Below are 19,660 nucleotides of genomic sequence, written 5' to 3' on the forward strand. Positions count from 1 at the left end.
TCCGGCTGCTATTCCCACCGAGCGCACTGCGCCCGTTAAAAGGAGGCGCAATTCTATAGACGCCCCAGATAGGTGTCAACCCAATAAAAAAGCCCCCGCTGAGCGGGGGCTTTTCAAAGCATCGAAGCTATCTCAGAAGAGATGCTTACTCGATGATTTTAGCTACAACGCCAGCACCAACGGTACGGCCGCCTTCACGGATTGCGAAGCGCAGACCGTCTTCCATTGCGATGGTTTTGATCAGGGTGACAACCATTTTGATGTTGTCGCCTGGCATTACCATTTCAACGCCTTCCGGCAGTTCGCAGTTACCAGTCACGTCAGTAGTACGGAAGTAGAACTGTGGACGGTAGCCTTTGAAGAACGGAGTGTGACGACCGCCTTCTTCTTTGCTCAGCACGTACACTTCAGCTTCGAACTTGGTGTGCGGCTTAACCGAACCTGGCTTAACCAGAACCTGGCCACGCTCAACGTCGTCACGCTTGGTACCACGCAGCAGAACGCCGCAGTTCTCGCCAGCACGACCTTCGTCGAGCAGCTTACGGAACATTTCAACACCGGTGCAGGTGGTGACGGTAGTGTCACGCAGACCAACGATTTCCAGTGGATCCTGAACCTTGACGATACCGCGCTCGATACGGCCAGTTACAACAGTACCGCGACCGGAGATCGAGAATACGTCTTCGATTGGCATCAGGAACGGCTTGTCGATAACACGAACTGGATCTGGGATGTAGCTGTCCAGAGTCTCAACCAGTTTACGAACGGACGTGGTGCCCATTTCGTTATCGTCTTTGCCTTCCAGAGCCATACGAGCAGAACCGATGATGATCGGAGTGTCGTCGCCTGGGAAGTCGTAAGTGCTCAGCAGATCGCGCACTTCCATCTCAACCAGTTCCAGCAGCTCAGCGTCGTCTACCAGGTCGGCCTTGTTCAGGTAAACCACGATGTACGGAACGCCTACCTGACGGGACAGCAGGATGTGCTCACGGGTTTGTGGCATCGGACCATCAGCGGCCGAGCAAACCAGGATTGCGCCGTCCATCTGGGCAGCACCGGTGATCATGTTCTTCACATAGTCAGCGTGACCTGGGCAGTCAACGTGAGCGTAGTGACGGATCAGCGAGTTGTATTCAACGTGCGCGGTGTTGATGGTGATACCACGAGCTTTTTCTTCTGGCGCGCTGTCGATTTTATCGAAATCAACGATTGCGGAACCGAATACTTCGGAGCAAACGCGAGTCAGAGCAGCAGTCAGAGTGGTTTTACCATGGTCAACGTGACCGATAGTGCCAACGTTGACGTGCGGTAGGGAACGATCAAATTTTTCTTTAGCCACGACAATTAACTCCTTGCCTAAAGGACTGAATCAGCCTTGTTTTTTGGATACAGTTTCAGCGATGTGCGCCGGAGCTGTGTTGTATTTTTTGAATTCCATAGAGTAGCTTGCGCGACCCTGGGACATGGAGCGAACGTCGGTCGCGTAACCGAACATCTCACCCAACGGAACCTCGGCGCGAATCACTTTGCCGGAAACCGTGTCTTCCATACCCAAGATCATGCCGCGACGACGGTTAAGGTCGCCCATGACATCACCCATATAGTCTTCAGGTGTAACAACTTCTACCGCCATGATTGGCTCAAGCAACTCACCACCGCCCTTCTGGGCCAGTTGCTTGGTTGCCATGGAAGCAGCCACCTTAAACGCCATCTCGTTGGAGTCGACGTCGTGGTAAGAACCGTCAAAAACGGTTGCTTTCAGGCCGATCAGCGGATAGCCGGCAACAACACCGTTCTTCATCTGCTCTTCGATACCCTTCTGGATAGCAGGGATGTATTCCTTAGGAACAACACCACCTACTACTTCGTTCACGAATTGCAGACCTTCCTGACCTTCGTCAGCAGGAGCAAAACGGATCCAGCAGTGACCGAACTGACCACGACCGCCGGACTGACGAACGAACTTGCCTTCGATTTCACAGTTCTTCGTGATGCGCTCACGATAGGAAACCTGAGGCTTACCGATGTTGGCTTCGACGTTGAACTCACGGCGCATCCGGTCAACCAGGATGTCCAGGTGCAACTCGCCCATGCCGGAGATGATCGTTTGACCAGTCTCTTCATCAGTCTTGACGCGGAAAGATGGATCTTCCTGAGCAAGCTTGCCCAGTGCAATACCCATTTTTTCCTGGTCATCCTTGGTCTTAGGCTCTACGGCAACCGAGATAACCGGCTCCGGGAAGTCCATGCGAACCAGGATGATTGGCTTAGCAGCGTCGCACAAGGTCTCACCAGTGGTGACATCCTTCATGCCGATCAAGGCCGCGATGTCACCAGCGCGTACTTCCTTGATCTCTTCACGGGCGTTTGCGTGCATTTGCACCATACGACCCACACGCTCTTTCTTGCCCTTGACCGAGTTGATCACGCCGTCGCCGGAGGCCAACACGCCCGAGTAAACGCGGACGAAAGTCAGGGTACCCACGAATGGGTCGGTAGCGATCTTGAACGCCAGAGCCGAGAACGGCTCGCTGTCGTCAGCGTGACGCTCCATCTCTTCTTCCTCGTTATCAGGGTTAGTACCCTTGATAGCAGGAATGTCAGTTGGAGCAGGCAGGTAGTCGATAACGGCGTCGAGAACCAGGGGAACACCCTTGTTCTTGAAGGAAGAACCGCAAACAGCCAAGACGATCTCACCAGCGATAGTACGCTGACGCAGAGCAGCCTTGATTTCCACGTTGGTGAGTTCTTCACCTTCGAGGTACTTGTTCATCAGCTCTTCGCTGGCTTCGGCAGCAGCCTCAACCAGGTTATTGCGCCACTCGTCAGCCAGCTCCTGCAATTCTGCAGGGATAGGCTTACGAACAGGAACCATACCTTTGTCGGCGTCATTCCAGTAGACGGCTTCCATGGTGATCAGATCGATCTGGCCCTGGAAGTTGTCTTCGGAACCGATAGCCAATTGGATTGGCACCGGAGTGTGGCCCAGACGCTGCTTGATCTGACCGATCACGCGCAGGAAGTTCGCACCAGCACGGTCCATCTTGTTTACGTAAACAAGACGTGGAACACCGTACTTGTTGGCTTGACGCCATACGGTTTCCGACTGAGGCTCAACGCCCGAAGTACCGCAGAACACAACGACCGCGCCGTCGAGTACACGCAGGGAACGCTCAACTTCAATGGTGAAGTCTACGTGGCCCGGGGTATCGATTACGTTGAAGCGGTGCTCGTCCTTGTACTGCTTGGCAGAACCTTTCCAGAAGGCGGTAATAGCAGCAGAAGTAATGGTAATACCACGCTCCTGCTCCTGAACCATCCAGTCTGTGGTCGCGGCGCCATCATGCACCTCGCCCATTTTGTGACTTTTGCCGGTGTAAAACAGTACGCGCTCGGTGGTGGTGGTTTTACCAGCATCCACGTGAGCAACGATACCGATGTTACGGTAGCGGCTAATCGGAGTAGTACGAGCCATAAAGCCCTCGCAAAATTAGTGAAGCTAAGATTAGAAGCGGTAGTGCGAGAAAGCTTTGTTAGCTTCAGCCATACGGTGCACGTCTTCACGCTTCTTAACAGCAGCACCTTTACCTTCAGCAGCGTCCAACAGCTCGCCGGCCAAACGCAGAGCCATAGACTTCTCGCCGCGCTTACGGGCGAAGTCTACCAACCAGCGCATTGCCAGGGCGTTACGACGGGACGGACGAACTTCGACCGGAACCTGGTAAGTAGCACCGCCTACACGGCGCGACTTCACTTCGACCAGCGGAGCGATGGCGTCGAGAGCTTTCTCGAAGATTTCCAGGGGGTCGCTGTTCTTGCGTTCTTTAACCTTTTCCAGCGCGCCATAAACGATACGCTCGGCAACGGCTTTCTTGCCGCTTTCCATCACGTGGTTCATGAACTTGGCCAGAATTTGGCTTCCGTATTTTGGATCGTCAAGCACTTCGCGCTTGGCTGCTACGCGTCTTCTTGGCATGGATAAGCCCTCAAACGGTCTTCAGGTTCGTTCGGAATCGGTGCCCTTGCGGGACGCCTCCGACCTTACTCTTATCGACTCAGAAAATAAGATGATTCAGTTTACAAAAAGCCGCTACTACTTAGGCTTCTTGGTACCGTACTTCGAACGACCCTGGTTACGACCTTTAACGCCGGAAGTATCCAAGGAGCCGCGTACGGTGTGGTAACGAACACCTGGCAAGTCTTTTACACGACCGCCGCGGATCAGTACCACGCTGTGCTCTTGCAGGTTGTGACCTTCACCACCGATGTACGAGGAAACCTCGAAACCGTTGGTCAGGCGCACACGGCATACTTTACGCAGTGCCGAGTTAGGTTTTTTCGGCGTAGTGGTATACACGCGAGTGCATACGCCACGACGTTGCGGGCAGTTCTGCAGCGCAGGTACGTCGGATTTCTCGACGATACGCTTACGCGGCTGACGTACCAGCTGGTTGATAGTTGCCATCTACTAGCTCCACTGTTGTCTTGCGACGCTATTGTCTTGCAAGAAAAGCAAAATGGCAGGAACGAATTCCCGCCAAATTTAGGGGTACAAGAGTCTAAAGAGGATCTTGCCCCCAGTCAAGGCAAGGCCCCGACCTCCCCCCTCCATCGAAACCCGACAAAACTGTCTTGTTCCGACGAACGGGGCTGCCAGGGCCCGGACTTATTTATCGCAGAACTCAGTTACCGCTAGAGTTCAGCGCTTCGGTCAGTGCAGCTTCCACTTCACTGGCGCTTACGCGCAGCGGCTTGTCGAGTTCACGGCGACGCTTACGCTCGCTGTGGTAGGCCAAGCCGGTACCGGCCGGGATCAGTCGACCCACAACCACGTTTTCTTTCAGGCCGCGCAGGTAATCGCGCTTGCCGGTTACCGCTGCTTCGGTCAGTACGCGAGTGGTCTCCTGGAAGGAGGCCGCCGAGATGAACGACTCAGTGGACAACGACGCCTTGGTGATACCCAGCAACACGCGAGTGAACTTGGAAACAAATTTCTCTTCGGTTGCCAGACGCTCGTTTTCTACCAGTACGTGAGTCAGTTCCATCTGGTCGCCCTTGATGAAACTCGAATCGCCGGATTCAGCGATTTCAACTTTACGCAGCATCTGACGCAGGATGGTCTCGATGTGCTTATCGTTGATCTTCACGCCTTGCAGACGGTAAACGTCCTGGATCTCGTTAACGATGTACTTGGCCAGCGCACTCACACCCAGCAGACGCAGGATGTCGTGTGGATCGCTCGGACCGTCGGAGATAACTTCGCCGCGGTTTACCTGTTCGCCTTCGAACACGTTCAGGTGACGCCACTTCGGAATCAGCTCTTCATACGGATCGCTACCGTCGTTCGGGGTAATGACCAGACGGCGCTTGCCCTTGGTCTCTTTACCGAACGCGATGGTGCCGCTGACTTCAGCCAGGATCGACGCTTCTTTCGGACGACGAGCTTCGAACAAGTCGGCAACACGCGGCAGACCACCGGTGATGTCACGGGTCTTCGAAGTTTCTTGCGGGATACGCGCGATAACATCACCGATCGCGATCTTCGCACCATCCGCTACACCGACCAGGGCGTTGGCTGGCAGGAAGTACTGAGCGATAACGTCAGTGCCTGGCAGCAGCAGATCCTTGCCGTTGTCATCGACCATCTTCACGGCAGGACGGATGTCTTTACCGGCAGCTGGACGATCTTTGGCGTCGAGTACTTCAATGTTGGTCATACCGGTCAATTCGTCAGTCTGACGCTTGATCGTGATGCCTTCTTCCATGCCCACGTAGGTCACGGTACCTTTCATTTCGGTAACGATTGGGTGAGTGTGCGGATCCCACTTGGCCACGATTGCGCCAGCGTCGACCTTGTCACCTTCTTTAACCGAAATCACAGCACCGTACGGCAGCTTGTAACGCTCACGCTCACGACCGAAGTCATCAGCAATCGCCAGCTCACCGGAACGGGACACAGCAACCAGGTGGCCATCCACTCGCTCAACGTGTTTCAGGTTGTGCAGACGGACAGTACCGCCATTCTTCACCTGAACGCTGTCGGCTGCGGAGGTCCGGCTTGCCGCACCACCGATGTGGAACGTACGCATGGTCAGCTGGGTACCCGGCTCACCGATGGACTGGGCAGCGATAACGCCGACCGCTTCACCGATGTTCACCTGGTGGCCACGAGCCAAGTCACGGCCGTAGCACTTGGCGCAGATACCGTAGCGGGTTTCGCAGCTGATCGGCGAGCGAACAATCACTTCGTCGATGCTGTTGAGTTCGATGAACTCGACCCACTTCTCATCCACCAGGGTGCCGGCAGGAACGATAACTTCCTCGGTACCTGGCTTGAACACGTCACGGGCAATAACACGACCCAATACGCGCTCACCCAGCGGCTCTACAACGTCACCGCCTTCAATGTGCGGAGTCATCAGCAGGCCGTGCTCGGTGCCGCAATCGATCTCGGTTACAACCAGATCTTGTGCAACGTCTACCAGACGACGAGTCAGGTAACCGGAGTTAGCGGTTTTCAACGCGGTATCCGCCAGACCTTTACGAGCACCGTGAGTAGAGATGAAGTACTGAAGTACGCTCAAACCTTCACGGAAGTTCGCAGTAATCGGCGTTTCGATGATGGAACCGTCCGGCTTGGCCATCAGGCCACGCATACCGGCGAGCTGACGGATCTGCGCAGCAGAACCCCGTGCGCCCGAGTCGGCCATCATGTACATCGAGTTGAAAGACTCTTGATCGACTTCCACGCCATGACGGTCGATAACCTTCTCTTTCGAGAGGTTGGCCATCATTGCCTTGGACACTTCGTCGTTGGCCTTGGACCAAAGGTCGATCACTTTGTTGTACTTCTCGCCCTGGGTTACCAGGCCGGAGGCGTACTGGCTCTCGATCTCTTTCACTTCGTCAGTAGCAGCACTGATGATGCGGGCTTTTTCATCCGGGATAACGAAGTCGTTAACACCGATGGAAACGCCGGAAATGGTCGAATAAGCAAAACCGGTGTACATCAACTGGTCAGCGAAGATCACGGTCTCTTTCAGACCAACCACGCGGTAGCACTGGTTGATCAGCTTGGAGATCGCCTTTTTCTTCATCGGCAGGTTGACGACGTCGTACGACAGACCTTTTGGCACAACCTGGTACAACAGCGCACGGCCGACAGTGGTGTCGACGATACGGGTGTTGCTCACGCTGCCGCCGTCACGGTCGTTGACGGTTTCGTGAATGCGCACTTTGACCTTGGCGTGCAGTGCGGCTTCGCCGGCACGGAACACACGGTCAACTTCTTGCAGGTCAGCGAACACACGACCTTCGCCCTTGGCGTTGATCGCTTCACGGGTCATGTAGTACAGACCCAATACAACGTCCTGCGACGGAACGATGATTGGCTCACCGTTGGCTGGCGACAGAATGTTGTTGGTCGACATCATCAACGCACGCGCTTCCAACTGGGCTTCCAGTGTCAGCGGTACGTGCACGGCCATTTGGTCGCCGTCGAAGTCGGCGTTGTACGCAGCACAGACCAGAGGGTGCAGCTGGATAGCCTTACCTTCGATCAGTACCGGTTCAAACGCCTGGATACCCAGACGGTGAAGGGTCGGTGCACGGTTGAGGAGGACCGGGTGTTCGCGAATCACTTCAGCGAGAACGTCCCAAACCTCTGGCAGTTCGCGCTCGACCATTTTCTTGGCCGCTTTGATGGTGGTCGCGAGACCGCGCATTTCCAGCTTGCCGAAGATGAAAGGCTTGAACAGCTCAAGCGCCATCTTCTTAGGCAGACCGCACTGGTGCAGACGCAGGGTCGGGCCTACGGTAATTACCGAACGACCGGAGTAGTCAACACGCTTACCGAGCAAGTTCTGACGGAAACGACCTTGCTTACCCTTGATCATGTCAGCCAGGGATTTCAGAGGACGCTTGTTGGAACCGGTAATAGCGCGGCCACGACGACCGTTGTCGAGCAAGGCGTCGACCGCTTCTTGCAACATACGCTTTTCGTTGCGCACGATGATGTCCGGAGCGGACAGATCAAGCAGGCGCTTCAAGCGGTTGTTACGGTTGATCACGCGGCGGTACAGGTCGTTGAGGTCGGACGTCGCGAAACGACCACCGTCCAACGGTACCAGCGGACGCAGGTCTGGCGGCAGAACCGGCAGAACAGTCAGCACCATCCACTCTGGCAGGTTGCCGGAACCCTGGAAGGCTTCCATCAACTTCAGACGCTTGGACAGCTTCTTGATCTTGGTTTCGGAGTTGGTTTGCGGAATTTCTTCACGCAGGCGGCCAATCTCGTGCTCCAGGTCGATAGCGTGCAGCAGTTCGCGGACAGCTTCGGCACCCATGCGGGCATCGAAATCGTCGCCGAACTCTTCCAGCGCTTCGAAGTACTGCTCGTCGTTGAGCAACTGACCTTTTTCAAGGGTGGTCATGCCTGGGTCGATAACGACATAGCTCTCGAAGTAGAGAACGCGTTCGATATCACGCAGGGTCATGTCCATCAGCAAGCCGATACGGGACGGCAGCGATTTCAGGAACCAGATGTGGGCAACCGGCGAAGCCAGCTCGATGTGCGCCATGCGCTCACGACGAACCTTGGCCAGTGCAACTTCAACGCCGCACTTCTCGCAGATCACACCACGGTGCTTCAAGCGCTTGTACTTACCGCACAGGCACTCGTAATCCTTTACCGGGCCAAAGATCTTGGCGCAGAACAGGCCGTCACGCTCAGGTTTGAACGTACGGTAGTTGATGGTTTCCGGCTTTTTAACTTCACCGAACGACCACGAACGGATCATCTCAGGCGATGCCAATCCAATACGGATGGCGTCGAACTCTTCGACTTGACCCTGGTTTTTCAGCAAATTCAGTAGGTCTTTCAAGGCCTTTCCTCCTGGCGGAGCAGAGAGCGGGCATCACTGCCCCGCTCTCGATTCGCGTCACGTGTTATTCGGTTTCCAGATCGATATCGATGCCGAGGGAACGAATTTCTTTGATCAACACGTTGAAAGACTCGGGCATGCCCGGCTCCATACGGTGATCGCCGTCCACGATGTTTTTGTACATCTTGGTACGACCGTTCACATCGTCCGACTTCACTGTGAGCATTTCTTGCAGAGTGTATGCAGCACCGTATGCTTCCAGTGCCCAGACCTCCATCTCCCCGAAACGCTGACCACCGAACTGAGCCTTACCACCCAGCGGCTGCTGGGTAACCAGGCTGTACGAACCGGTAGAACGAGCGTGCATCTTGTCGTCTACCAAGTGGTTCAGCTTCAGCATGTACATGTAGCCAACAGTAACCGGGCGCTCGAACTTGTTGCCGGTACGGCCGTCGAACAGCTGCATCTGGCCGCTTTCTGGCAGGTCTGCCAGTTTCAGCATGGCCTTGATTTCGCTTTCCTTGGCACCGTCGAACACCGGGGTAGCCATTGGAACGCCGCCGCGCAGGTTTTTCGCCAGATCCAGGATTTCCTGGTCGGAGAAAGTGTCCAGCTCTTCTTTGCGGCCGCCGATCTCGTTGTAGATCTCGTGCAGGAACTTACGCAGGTCTGCGACCTTGCGCTGCTCTTCGATCATACGGTTGATCTTCTCGCCCAGACCTTTAGCCGCGAGGCCCAGGTGGGTTTCAAGGATCTGACCAACGTTCATACGCGAAGGTACGCCCAACGGGTTGAGGACGACGTCGACCGGGGTGCCATTGGCATCGTGCGGCATGTCTTCAACCGGCATGATCACGGAGACCACACCTTTGTTACCGTGACGACCGGCCATCTTGTCGCCCGGCTGAATGCGACGACGGATTGCCAGGTAAACCTTGACGATTTTCAGCACGCCTGGAGCCAGGTCATCGCCCTGCTGCAGTTTGCGCTTCTTGTCTTCGAACTTGTCGTCCAGCAGACGGCGGCGATCAACGATGTAGGCCTGGGCCTTCTCGAGCTGCTCGTTCAGAGCATCTTCAGCCATGCGCAGTTTGAACCACTGGCCGTGCTCAAGACCGTCGAGGATTTCGTCGGTGATATCCTGACCTTTCTTCAGACCTGCGCCGCCTTCAGCCTTGTGGCCTACCAGGGCAGAACGCAGACGTTCGAAGGTCGCGCCTTCAACGATACGGAACTCTTCGTTCAAATCCTTGCGGATTTCGTCGAGTTGAGTCTTCTCGATGGACAGTGCACGAGCATCACGCTCGACGCCGTCACGGGTGAAGACCTGTACGTCGATGACAGTACCCTTGGTACCAGTAGGTACGCGCAGGGAGGTGTCTTTAACGTCGCTGGCTTTTTCGCCGAAGATGGCACGCAGCAGCTTCTCTTCCGGAGTCAGTTGGGTCTCGCCTTTCGGAGTGACCTTACCGACCAGGATGTCGCCAGCGCCAACTTCAGCACCTACGTAAACGATACCGGCTTCGTCCAGCTTGTTCAGCGCAGCTTCACCCACGTTCGGGATGTCTGCAGTGATTTCCTCTGGCCCAAGCTTGGTGTCACGTGCCACACAGGTCAGTTCCTGGATGTGGATCGTGGTGAAACGGTCTTCTTGAACAACACGCTCGGACAGGCAGATGGAGTCTTCGAAGTTGAAGCCGTTCCACGCCATGAACGCGATGCGCATGTTCTGACCCAGAGCCAACTCACCCATATCGGTGGACGGACCGTCGGCCATGATGTCGCTACGCTGAACGCGATCACCCTTACGCACCAGCGGACGCTGGTTGATGCAGGTGTTCTGGTTCGAGCGGGTGTATTTGGTCAGGTTGTAGATGTCGACACCGGCTTCGCCAGTTTCAACTTCGTCATCGGCAACACGAACCACGATACGGCTGGCATCAACAGAGTCGATCACGCCGCCACGACGAGCCACGACGCAAACGCCGGAGTCACGGGCTACGTTACGCTCCATGCCGGTACCTACCAGCGGCTTGTCAGCGCGCAGGGTCGGTACAGCTTGACGCTGCATGTTGGAACCCATCAACGCACGGTTGGCGTCATCGTGTTCCAGGAACGGGATCAGCGATGCTGCAACCGAAACTACCTGCTTGGGCGATACGTCCATCAAGGTGACGTCTTCCGGCGCCTTGACGGTGAACTCGTTCAAGTGACGAACAGCTACCAGCTCGTCGATCAGGACTTTCTTGTCGTTCATCGTGGCCGAAGCCTGAGCGATCACGTGATCAGCTTCTTCGATGGCGGACAGGAAGACGATCTCGTCGGTGACCAGGGCGTCTTTCACCACGCGGTACGGGCTCTCGAGGAAGCCATACTGGTTGGTGCGCGCATAGGCAGCCAGGGAGTTGATCAGACCGATGTTCGGACCTTCCGGCGTTTCGATCGGGCAAACACGACCGTAGTGCGTCGGGTGTACGTCACGAACTTCAAAGCCAGCACGCTCACGGGTCAGACCGCCCGGGCCCAGTGCAGAAACACGGCGCTTGTGGGTGATCTCGGAGAGCGGGTTGTTCTGGTCCATGAACTGCGAGAGCTGGCTGGAGCCGAAGAACTCTTTCACCGCCGCAGCCACTGGCTTGGCGTTGATCAGGTCTTGCGGCATCAGGCCTTCGCTTTCGGCCATCGACAGACGCTCTTTGACCGCACGCTCAACACGTACCAGGCCAACGCGGAACTGGTTCTCGGCCATTTCGCCTACGCAGCGAACACGACGGTTACCCAGGTGGTCGATGTCATCGACGATGCCTTTACCATTACGGATGTCGACCAGAGTCTTCAGGACCGCAACGATGTCTTCCTTGCACAGCACGCCCGAACCTTCGATCTCGGTACGACCGATACGACGGTTGAACTTCATCCGGCCGACCGCAGACAGGTCATAGCGCTCAGGGCTGAAGAACAGGTTGTTGAACAGGGTTTCGGCAGCGTCTTTGGTTGGTGGCTCGCCAGGACGCATCATGCGATAGATTTCGACCAGCGCTTCCAATTGGTTGCTGGTGGAGTCGATCTTCAGGGTGTCGGAGACGAACGGACCGCAGTCGATATCGTTGGTGTACAGGGTCTCGATGCGAACAACCTGGGCCTTGGCGATTTTTGCCAGGATCTCGGTGTTCAGCTCGGTGTTGCACTCAGCCAGGATCTCGCCTGTCGCCGGGTGAACGATAACCTTGGCGGTAGTGCGGCCCAGGACGTAGTCCAGAGGCACGTCCAGCGACTTGATACCGGCTTTTTCGATCTGGTTGATGTGGCGCGCAGTAATACGACGGCCAGCCTCAACAATGACCTTGCCCTTCTCATCCTGGATGTCCAGGACGGCAATTTCACCACGCAGACGCGAAGCAATCAGTTCCAGGCTGAGGGTTTCATCCTTCAGGCTGAATACGTTGGTGGTGTAGAAAGCGTCCAGCACTTGCTCAGTGGTATAGCCGAGCGCGCGCAGCAGTACCGAGGCCGGCAGCTTGCGACGACGGTCGATACGCACGAACACGCAGTCTTTAGGGTCGAACTCGAAGTCCAACCACGAACCACGGTACGGAATGATCCGCGCGGAGTACAGGAGCTTACCGGAGCTGTGCGTCTTGCCGCGGTCGTGGTCGAAGAACACGCCCGGGGAACGGTGCAGCTGGGAAACGATTACACGCTCGGTACCGTTGATAACGAAGGTACCGTTCTCAGTCATCAATGGGATTTCGCCCATGTAGACTTCTTGCTCTTTGATGTCCTTGATCGCTTTGTTCGACGATTCTTTGTCGAAAATGATCAGACGAACTTTTACCCGCAAAGGTACGGCGTACGTAACACCGCGCAACACGCATTCTTTGACATCAAATGCCGGTTCGCCCAGGCGATAACCGACGTACTCCAGCGCAGCATTGCCGGAGTAGCTGATGATCGGGAAAACGGATTTGAAGGCCGCATGCAGGCCCACGTCGCGGAACTGATCTTTGGTCGCTCCCGCCTGCAAGAATTCACGATACGAATCCAGCTGGATAGCCAGAAGGTACGGGACATCCATGACGTCCGGCAACTTGCTAAAGTCCTTGCGGATACGTTTTTTCTCAGTATATGAGTAAGCCATCAGCGTTCCCCAGCTTGGTCACCTGCTTGTTTGGCCCCCCCGACGGGAGCAGCCAGAAAATCTTGCAAACCCCTTGGTTTGCACCACCGCATCGGGTGGCTACAGCGCGTTAGTGGCGGCGACCGAGTCGACAGCCAAGAACGGAAAAAGGCCGGTGGCAAGAGCCACCAGCCATCAGCCTTCAGCTTAACGCTTGGGCTGGAAACGCAAGGTCGATGCTTACTTCAGCTCGACTTTAGCGCCTGCTTCTTCCAGTACTGCTTTGGCTTTGTCAGCAGCGTCTTTGGACACAGCTTCCAGAACCTGGGCAGGAGCGCCGTCAACTACAGCCTTGGCTTCTTTCAGGCCCAGACCGGTCAGTTCACGTACTGCCTTGATCACGTTTACTTTCTTCTCGCCAGCTTCCAGCAGCATGACGTTGAATTCGGTTTGCTCTTCAGCAGCAACAGCAGCAACAGCTGGGCCAGCGGAAGCAGCGGCAGCGGAAACGCCGAATTTTTCTTCGAAAGCTTTGATCAGCTCAACAACCTGCAGAACCGACATTTCAGCTACGGCGTTGAGGATATCGTCTTGGGAGATAGACATTGCTGTATTTCCTGAATTGGGGGACGGCCTACGCGGCCATCGAAATAAACAAAAAAACGCGAGAGACGTTGCTCAGCCTTAGGCTGCTGCAGCTTCTTTTTGCTCGCGAACTGCGGCCAGAGTACGAGCCAGCTTGCTGGTAGCGCCTTGAATCACGCTCATCAGCTGCGAAATAGCTTCGTTACGGGTCGGCAGTGTTGCCAGTACGTCGATTTGGTTAGCTGCGAGGAACTTGCCCTCGAACGCAGCTGCCTTGATCTCGAACTTATCCTGACTCTTGGCGAATTCCTTGAACAAACGGGCAGCAGCGCCTGGATGGTCCTTGGAGAACGCGATCAGAGTCGGGCCGGTGAACACGTCGTTGAGGACACTGTATTCAGTGTCAGCAACAGCGCGCTTGAGCAGGGTGTTACGTACAACACGTACGTATACGCCAGCTTCACGAGCCTCTTTACGGAGTCCGGTCATAGCGCCTACTGTCACACCACGGGCATCAGCCACGACAGCGGACAGAGCAGCTTTGGCAGCCTCGTTGACTTCAGCGACGATGGCCTTCTTGTCTTCGAGATTAATTGCCACGGGTTTAACTCCTGCTTGTTACCGTTTCATCTGGCCTAGGCCGGATGTCGTTTTGGTGTCTGATTCGGTAAGGAACCGGGAGCACCATCTGCGTAGGCTTGATGGTTTAAGACTTGCGTCGCCTACGGTCTTGGATAGCCCCCGCCAGGCAGGGACCCCAATTTTTCAATTGGCGCAATCACTTGCGCCAACCTGTGTCTTATACGTCCAGCGAACCCTGGTCGATGACCAGACCTGGGCCCATAGTGGTGCTCAGGGTAACGCGCTTGACGTAGATACCTTTCGAAGAAGCTGGCTTGATACGCTTCAGATCAGCGATCAGGGCTTCAACGTTTTCCTTCAGCTTGACGGCGTCGAAGCCGACCTTGCCAACGGAAGTGTGAATGATGCCGTTTTTGTCGGTGCGATAACGAACCTGACCAGCCTTGGCGTTTTTAACCGCGGTAGCTACGTCTGGAGTTACGGTACCGACTTTCGGGTTAGGCATCAGACCACGTGGACCCAGGATCTGACCCAACTGACCTACAACGCGCATTGCATCCGGGGAGGCAATAACTACGTCGTAGTTCAGGTCGCCGCCTTTCATTTCGGCAGCCAGGTCGTCCATGCCAACGCGATCAGCGCCAGCGGCCAGAGCAGCTTCAGCTGCCGGGCCTTGGGTGAAGACAGCAACACGTACAGTCTTGCCAGTACCGTGTGGCAGCACAGTAGCGCTACGAACGACCTGGTCGGATTTACGTGGGTCAACACCCAGGTTTACAGCAACGTCAACGGACTCGCTGAACTTGACAGTCGACAGCTCGGTCAGCAGAGCAGCAGCGTCTACAAAGTTGTAGGACTTGCCCGCTTCGATTTTGCCGGCGATAGCCTTTTGGCGCTTGGTCAGCTTAGCCATTACACACCCTCCACGTTAAGGCCCATGCTACGAGCAGAACCGGCGATGGTACGCACGGCTGCATCCATATCAGCTGCAGTCAGATCCGCGTTTTTGGTTTTCGCGATTTCTTCCAGCTGAGCACGAGTTACGGTGCCAACCTTAACGGTGTTCGGACGAGCGGAACCGCTAGTCAAACCAGCAGCTTTCTTCAACAGAACCGAAGCCGGGGTCGACTTGGTTTCGAAAGTGAAGCTACGGTCGCTGTATACAGTGATGATCACTGGAGTCGGCAGACCTGGCTCAATACCCTGGGTACGGGCGTTGAAGGCCTTGCAGAATTCCATGATGTTCACGCCGTGCTGACCCAGAGCTGGACCGACGGGTGGGCTAGGGTTGGCCTGAGCGGCCTTCACTTGCAGCTTGATGTAAGCGGTAATCTTCTTGGCCATGAGGCACTCCAATTACGGGTTCAAGCGCCTCGAAAGGCTCCCCGGTTACTTGCGCGTTTATCCCAGTGACGACAAAACCCCACAGCCTAAGGCTGCGGGGTTGGGATGCTTTGTCAGCTAGACCTTTTCGACCTGGCTGAACTCCAACTCTACCGGAGTAGAGCGACCGAAAATGAGCACCGCCACTTGGATCCGGCTCTTTTCGTAGTTAACTTCTTCGACAGTGCCGTTGAAATCAGCAAACGGACCATCAGTGACACGAACAACCTCACCCGGCTCGAACAACGTCTTCGGCTTCGGCTTGTCGCTACCGTCAGCAACACGACGCAGAATCGCTTCTGCTTCCTTGTCAGTGATCGGTGCAGGCTTATCAGCGGTACCGCCAATGAAGCCCATGACGCGAGGAGTGTCCTTGACCAAGTGCCAAGTACCCTCATTCATGTCCATCTGTACCAGCACATAGCCAGGGAAGAACTTGCGCTCGCTTTTGCGTTTCTGGCCATTACGCATTTCAACCACTTCTTCAGTGGGAACCAGAATTTCGCCGAAGCCATCTTCCATGCCTGCCAGCTTTACGCGCTCTAGCAAAGAGCGCATAACATGCTTCTCGTAACCCGAGTAAGCATGCACAACGTACCAACGCTTAGCCACGGGACACCCTTAGCCAACAATCAAGGAAACAAGCCAGCCGAGCAGGGAATCAAGACCCCACAACAGCAACGCCATAACCAGAACAACAGCCACAACAATCAGCGTGGTCTGCGTGGTTTCTTGGCGAGTTGGCCAAACGACTTTACGTATTTCGGTGCGAGCTTCCTTTACCAGCACAGCGAAAGACTTACCCTTTACTGTCTGCAGACCAATGAAAACGGCCACAGCAGCAAGAGCAAGCAATACGAGTACGCGGTACAGGATCGGCGAAGCAGAATAATACTGATTGCCAACAACGCCTACGACCACCAAAGCGACGACAGCGAGCCACTTAACCAGATCGAAACGAGAGCTTTGAGCTTCAGCCTTAGGAGTCATCTATGAAGATCCTGTGAAAAGAAAGCCAGATACACCACGTGAATCTGGCAGGTCAGGAGGGAATCGAACCCCCAACCTACGGTTTTGGAGACCGTCGCTCTGCCAATTGAGCTACTGACCTAAAACAAAATCAGGCCGACCATTATGCAGGCCTGAAAAAGACTTTACAACAACCAACCCCAATAGACTTGAAACAACCCGATAACACCAGGCAAAACAAGATCAAGCCGAGGCAGCTGTTAAAACAAAGGCAGATATTTTCATATCTGCCTTGTTATATGGAGCTCTTGAGCGGATTTGAACCGCTGACCTCACCCTTACCAAGGGTGTGCTCTACCAACTGAGCTACAAGAGCGAAACACCTTGCACAACCTGCAAACTTGGAGCGGGTAGCGGGAATCGAACCCGCATCATCAGCTTGGAAGGCTGAGGTTCTACCACTAAACTATACCCGCGGAGCTTGCAGCTCACGCTAAAAATGGTGGAGGGGGAAGGATTCGAACCTTCGAAGTCGTAGACGTCAGATTTACAGTCTGATCCCTTTGGCCGCTCGGGAACCCCTCCTAAGCGAGCCGGCATTTTACATTACGCCGACCTTCTGTCAAGCATTTTCTCATAAAAAATATGAGGTTAGCTGCGTGACGATCGCTTCACACCAACTTCCCAAGAGGGTCATCACTGTGGAGCGGGCGCCATTCTATGCAAACTATTCGACAGTTGCAATGCCTTCGCACGGCATTATTTTATGTTTTAACTCATTGAATTCATTAGCAAGGCTTTCAAAAGGCAGATCGTCAGCCAGGCGGCGGCTTTCAGGCGCTACACGCAACCAGAAAGAAGGCGCACCCGCTGAGACCAACGACTGGATCCGGACCCTGATATCCAGACTGATAAGCCGCTGCTCCAGGAACTGCGCTTGCTCATGACTCGAAAACCCTCCGATATACAAGCAGCCAGCAGGCGCCTCCGGAGCCTTGGCCTTGTCACGCCGCGACACAGAGTCCGCCGACTCGCTCAGCAGCTGAATATCTTGCTGGGAGCCCCGGTACAGCGCCAACGGAGTGACATCCTTTGCACGCAGCGGAGCCTCTTGCTGGTGCCAGACGTAATAAAAAACATTGAGGACCAGCAGCAACAGAAACAACCAACGCATAAAAACCTCAGGACAAAGGGCACGCCATCGCCAAGCCAACAAATACCAGGTCCGGAACGAAGCGAGCGCCCGGCAAGGCGTCAGCGACCAACTCCGCATCCCCCCCCGTAAGAAACACCGAGAAGTCTTCCCCCCAATAACTGCGGGCCAGTTCCAGTTGTGACTGAGCAAAACCGCGGAGCATGAGCGTGCAACCTCGTTCAACGGCTTGGGCAGTGGTACGGCCAGGCACCAGGCTTTCCAACGCACGCTCAGCAGCAACATCGTCATACCGTATTTTACGGGTATGGGTTCGCAGCTGATTGCGCATCAGGGGCATGCCCGGGCAGATAAATCCTCCAAGATGCTCGCCATCAGCCGTGATGAAATCGGCAGTGGCCGCCGTACCAAAATCAAGCACCAGGCATGCTCCCGAGGCTAGCTGGAAGCCTCCAAGCATCGCCAGCCAACGATCCAGCCCTAGACGGGCGTAGTCTTCATACCCATTGCGCACGCCGGCCATTTCACGCGACGGCGCAGCACAGCTGATAGAAACACCAAAGGCCGCAACCAACACACCCGCCAGGCGGTTCGTCTCTTCCTGCGCGCGAACGCTGACCAATCTGCAATGCTGCAGCGACAGTCCAGTCAACGAATGAAGGCTACCCAGCAACGCCACATCGGAATCAACAACCCCTTCAGCAAAAACGGCTGAGTGGCTTGCCTCGAGCACTCGCCATTTGATGAAACTATTCCCACAGTCGAGTTCAAGAATCATCACGCAACCTCAGGCTTAACTCACCACCACTGTATATTTTCTCAACACCGTTTACTTCGAGACGTAGAGCGCCTTGATCATCAATACCCAGCACAACCCCGTCCACCTGGTTAACACCTGCGATCAATGACACCGCCTTTCCCTGCCATAGATGATTTTGCTCCCACTCCTGGCGAATTACCGAAAAGCCGGAATCTCTATGATGATCGAGATAACCTTGTAACGCCTGACTCAGGTGTGCGACCAGATGATTTCGGTCTACCGCACGACCTGTTTCGAGCTGTATTGATGTCCACTGCTGATCCACTTCCGCGGCGCTCTGCATGTTCGCATTGATACCAATACCGAGCACTACATGGCATACGTCAACAGGGTCCCCTACCAACTCAAGAAGGATGCCAGCTATCTTCTTCGAACCAACGAGCACGTCATTAGGCCACTTCAAACCCGAACCGTGGACACCAAAGTCGCGCAACGTTTGCATCACCGCCAAGCCCACGACGAGACTCAGCCCTTCTAGCTGTCGTAAACCGCCATCGATACGAAGCACAAGGCTGTAGTAAACATTCTGTGCAAATGGACTGACCCATTTACGCCCTCGACGCCCCCTTCCTGCGGTCTGCTGTTCTGAGAGAACAAGAAACGGCGCCACCTGCCCCGCCTCAATAAGGCGCAAAGCCTCGGCATTAGTGGAGCCGATGGTCTCGGATATAAAAACTGAACCTGCGCAGACCTGTGACTTGAGGGCGATCTCATCAGCGCTCAATAGAACCAGCGGGGACGCCAATTGATAGCCCCTCCCCCTGACCTTGTGAATTGTCAGATCCAGCTCGATCTCCAGATGCTGGAGTTGCTTCCACACAGCACTACGACTGACGCCCAGGGCGGCGCCTAGCGCTTCACCCGAGTGGAATCGGCCATCTTTCAGAAGTTTTAACAACGTCAGCATGCAAGTCTCGCCTCACAATGAGGCACGCATGATAGCCATGCGCAGAGCCATTGCATAGAAAGCAAGCTGGCTTATGGCGAGAGCGCAGGGACAGCTTGCTTTCTATGCAATGGCGATAGGCCAGAACCTTTTCGACCGCCCAAAACAAAACCCCAACTGCTTTCGCAATTGGGGTTTCGGAATTTAATCTTGACGATGACCTACTCTCACATGGGGAAACCCCACACTACCATCGGCGATGCATCGTTTCACTACTGAGTTC

At 55.2% G+C, this 19,660-nt stretch carries 15 protein-coding genes and 4 tRNA genes; all 19 read right to left on the minus strand.

Annotated elements, in window-relative coordinates; translation table 11 throughout:
- Positions 1-145: 145 nt before the first annotated feature.
- Positions 146-1,339, minus strand: coding sequence for an elongation factor Tu (tuf, locus tag JFT44_RS26970; protein WP_003176426.1), 1,194 nt, complete (start codon positions 1,337-1,339; stop codon positions 146-148).
- A gap of 30 nt (positions 1,340-1,369) precedes the next feature.
- The gene (gene fusA / locus JFT44_RS26975) at positions 1,370-3,475 is read right to left on the minus strand and encodes an elongation factor G (RefSeq protein WP_029299268.1); all 2,106 of its coding nucleotides are present in this window, start codon (positions 3,473-3,475) and stop codon (positions 1,370-1,372) included.
- 30 nt (positions 3,476-3,505) lie between these two features.
- The gene (rpsG, locus tag JFT44_RS26980; RefSeq protein WP_002555493.1) at positions 3,506-3,976 is read right to left on the minus strand and encodes a 30S ribosomal protein S7; all 471 of its coding nucleotides are present in this window, start codon (positions 3,974-3,976) and stop codon (positions 3,506-3,508) included.
- Between the two features lie 117 nt (positions 3,977-4,093).
- Entirely contained in the window at positions 4,094-4,465 is a 372-nt protein-coding gene (gene rpsL, locus JFT44_RS26985) for a 30S ribosomal protein S12 (protein ID WP_002555494.1), read from the minus strand.
- 217 nt (positions 4,466-4,682) lie between these two features.
- A complete protein-coding gene (gene rpoC / locus JFT44_RS26990) occupies positions 4,683-8,882 on the minus strand; it encodes a DNA-directed RNA polymerase subunit beta' (protein ID WP_057960765.1) in 4,200 nt (1,399 codons plus the stop codon).
- 64 nt (positions 8,883-8,946) lie between these two features.
- Positions 8,947-13,020 carry a DNA-directed RNA polymerase subunit beta gene (gene rpoB / locus JFT44_RS26995; protein WP_053138310.1) on the minus strand — a complete coding sequence of 1,358 codons (4,074 nt, stop codon included), beginning with the start codon at positions 13,018-13,020 and terminating at the stop codon, positions 8,947-8,949.
- Positions 13,021-13,239: 219 nt separating this feature from the next.
- Positions 13,240-13,605, minus strand: coding sequence for a 50S ribosomal protein L7/L12 (gene rplL / locus JFT44_RS27000; protein WP_003210093.1), 366 nt, complete (start codon positions 13,603-13,605; stop codon positions 13,240-13,242).
- Between the two features lie 78 nt (positions 13,606-13,683).
- A complete protein-coding gene (rplJ, locus tag JFT44_RS27005) occupies positions 13,684-14,184 on the minus strand; it encodes a 50S ribosomal protein L10 (protein ID WP_003176433.1) in 501 nt (166 codons plus the stop codon).
- Between the two features lie 199 nt (positions 14,185-14,383).
- The gene (gene rplA / locus JFT44_RS27010; RefSeq protein WP_003176434.1) at positions 14,384-15,079 is read right to left on the minus strand and encodes a 50S ribosomal protein L1; all 696 of its coding nucleotides are present in this window, start codon (positions 15,077-15,079) and stop codon (positions 14,384-14,386) included.
- Positions 15,079-15,510, minus strand: coding sequence for a 50S ribosomal protein L11 (rplK, locus tag JFT44_RS27015; protein WP_003210097.1), 432 nt, complete (start codon positions 15,508-15,510; stop codon positions 15,079-15,081). The genes rplA and rplK overlap by 1 nt, the downstream gene beginning before the upstream one ends.
- 117 nt (positions 15,511-15,627) lie before the next feature.
- Positions 15,628-16,161: a transcription termination/antitermination protein NusG gene (gene nusG, locus JFT44_RS27020; protein WP_003176436.1), complete on the minus strand. Its 534-nt coding sequence runs from the start codon at positions 16,159-16,161 to the stop codon at positions 15,628-15,630.
- Positions 16,162-16,170: 9 nt separating this feature from the next.
- Positions 16,171-16,539 carry a preprotein translocase subunit SecE gene (gene secE / locus JFT44_RS27025; RefSeq protein ID WP_029299242.1) on the minus strand — a complete coding sequence of 123 codons (369 nt, stop codon included), beginning with the start codon at positions 16,537-16,539 and terminating at the stop codon, positions 16,171-16,173.
- Positions 16,540-16,584: 45 nt separating this feature from the next.
- Positions 16,585-16,660, minus strand: a tRNA-Trp gene (locus tag JFT44_RS27030).
- A gap of 158 nt (positions 16,661-16,818) precedes the next feature.
- Positions 16,819-16,894, minus strand: a tRNA-Thr gene (locus JFT44_RS27035).
- A gap of 26 nt (positions 16,895-16,920) precedes the next feature.
- A tRNA-Gly gene (locus JFT44_RS27040) sits at positions 16,921-16,994 on the minus strand.
- A 24-nt stretch (positions 16,995-17,018) separates the two neighbouring features.
- Positions 17,019-17,103 (minus strand) — tRNA-Tyr (locus JFT44_RS27045).
- A gap of 142 nt (positions 17,104-17,245) precedes the next feature.
- On the minus strand, positions 17,246-17,692 hold the full coding sequence (locus tag JFT44_RS27050; protein WP_057960766.1) for a hypothetical protein: 447 nt from the start codon (positions 17,690-17,692) through the stop codon (positions 17,246-17,248).
- A 7-nt stretch (positions 17,693-17,699) separates the two neighbouring features.
- The gene (locus JFT44_RS27055; protein WP_057438743.1) at positions 17,700-18,449 is read right to left on the minus strand and encodes a pantothenate kinase; all 750 of its coding nucleotides are present in this window, start codon (positions 18,447-18,449) and stop codon (positions 17,700-17,702) included.
- Positions 18,439-19,398 (minus strand): bifunctional biotin--[acetyl-CoA-carboxylase] ligase/biotin operon repressor BirA, encoded by a 960-nt coding sequence (gene birA / locus JFT44_RS27060; protein WP_057960767.1) that lies wholly within the window; start codon positions 19,396-19,398, stop codon positions 18,439-18,441. Before birA ends, JFT44_RS27055 begins: the two co-directional genes overlap by 11 nt.
- Between the last annotated feature and the right edge of the window lie 262 nt (positions 19,399-19,660).

Source organism: Pseudomonas sp. MF5691 (genome assembly GCF_016405645.1).
GTDB lineage: Bacteria > Pseudomonadota > Gammaproteobacteria > Pseudomonadales > Pseudomonadaceae > Aquipseudomonas > Aquipseudomonas shahriarae.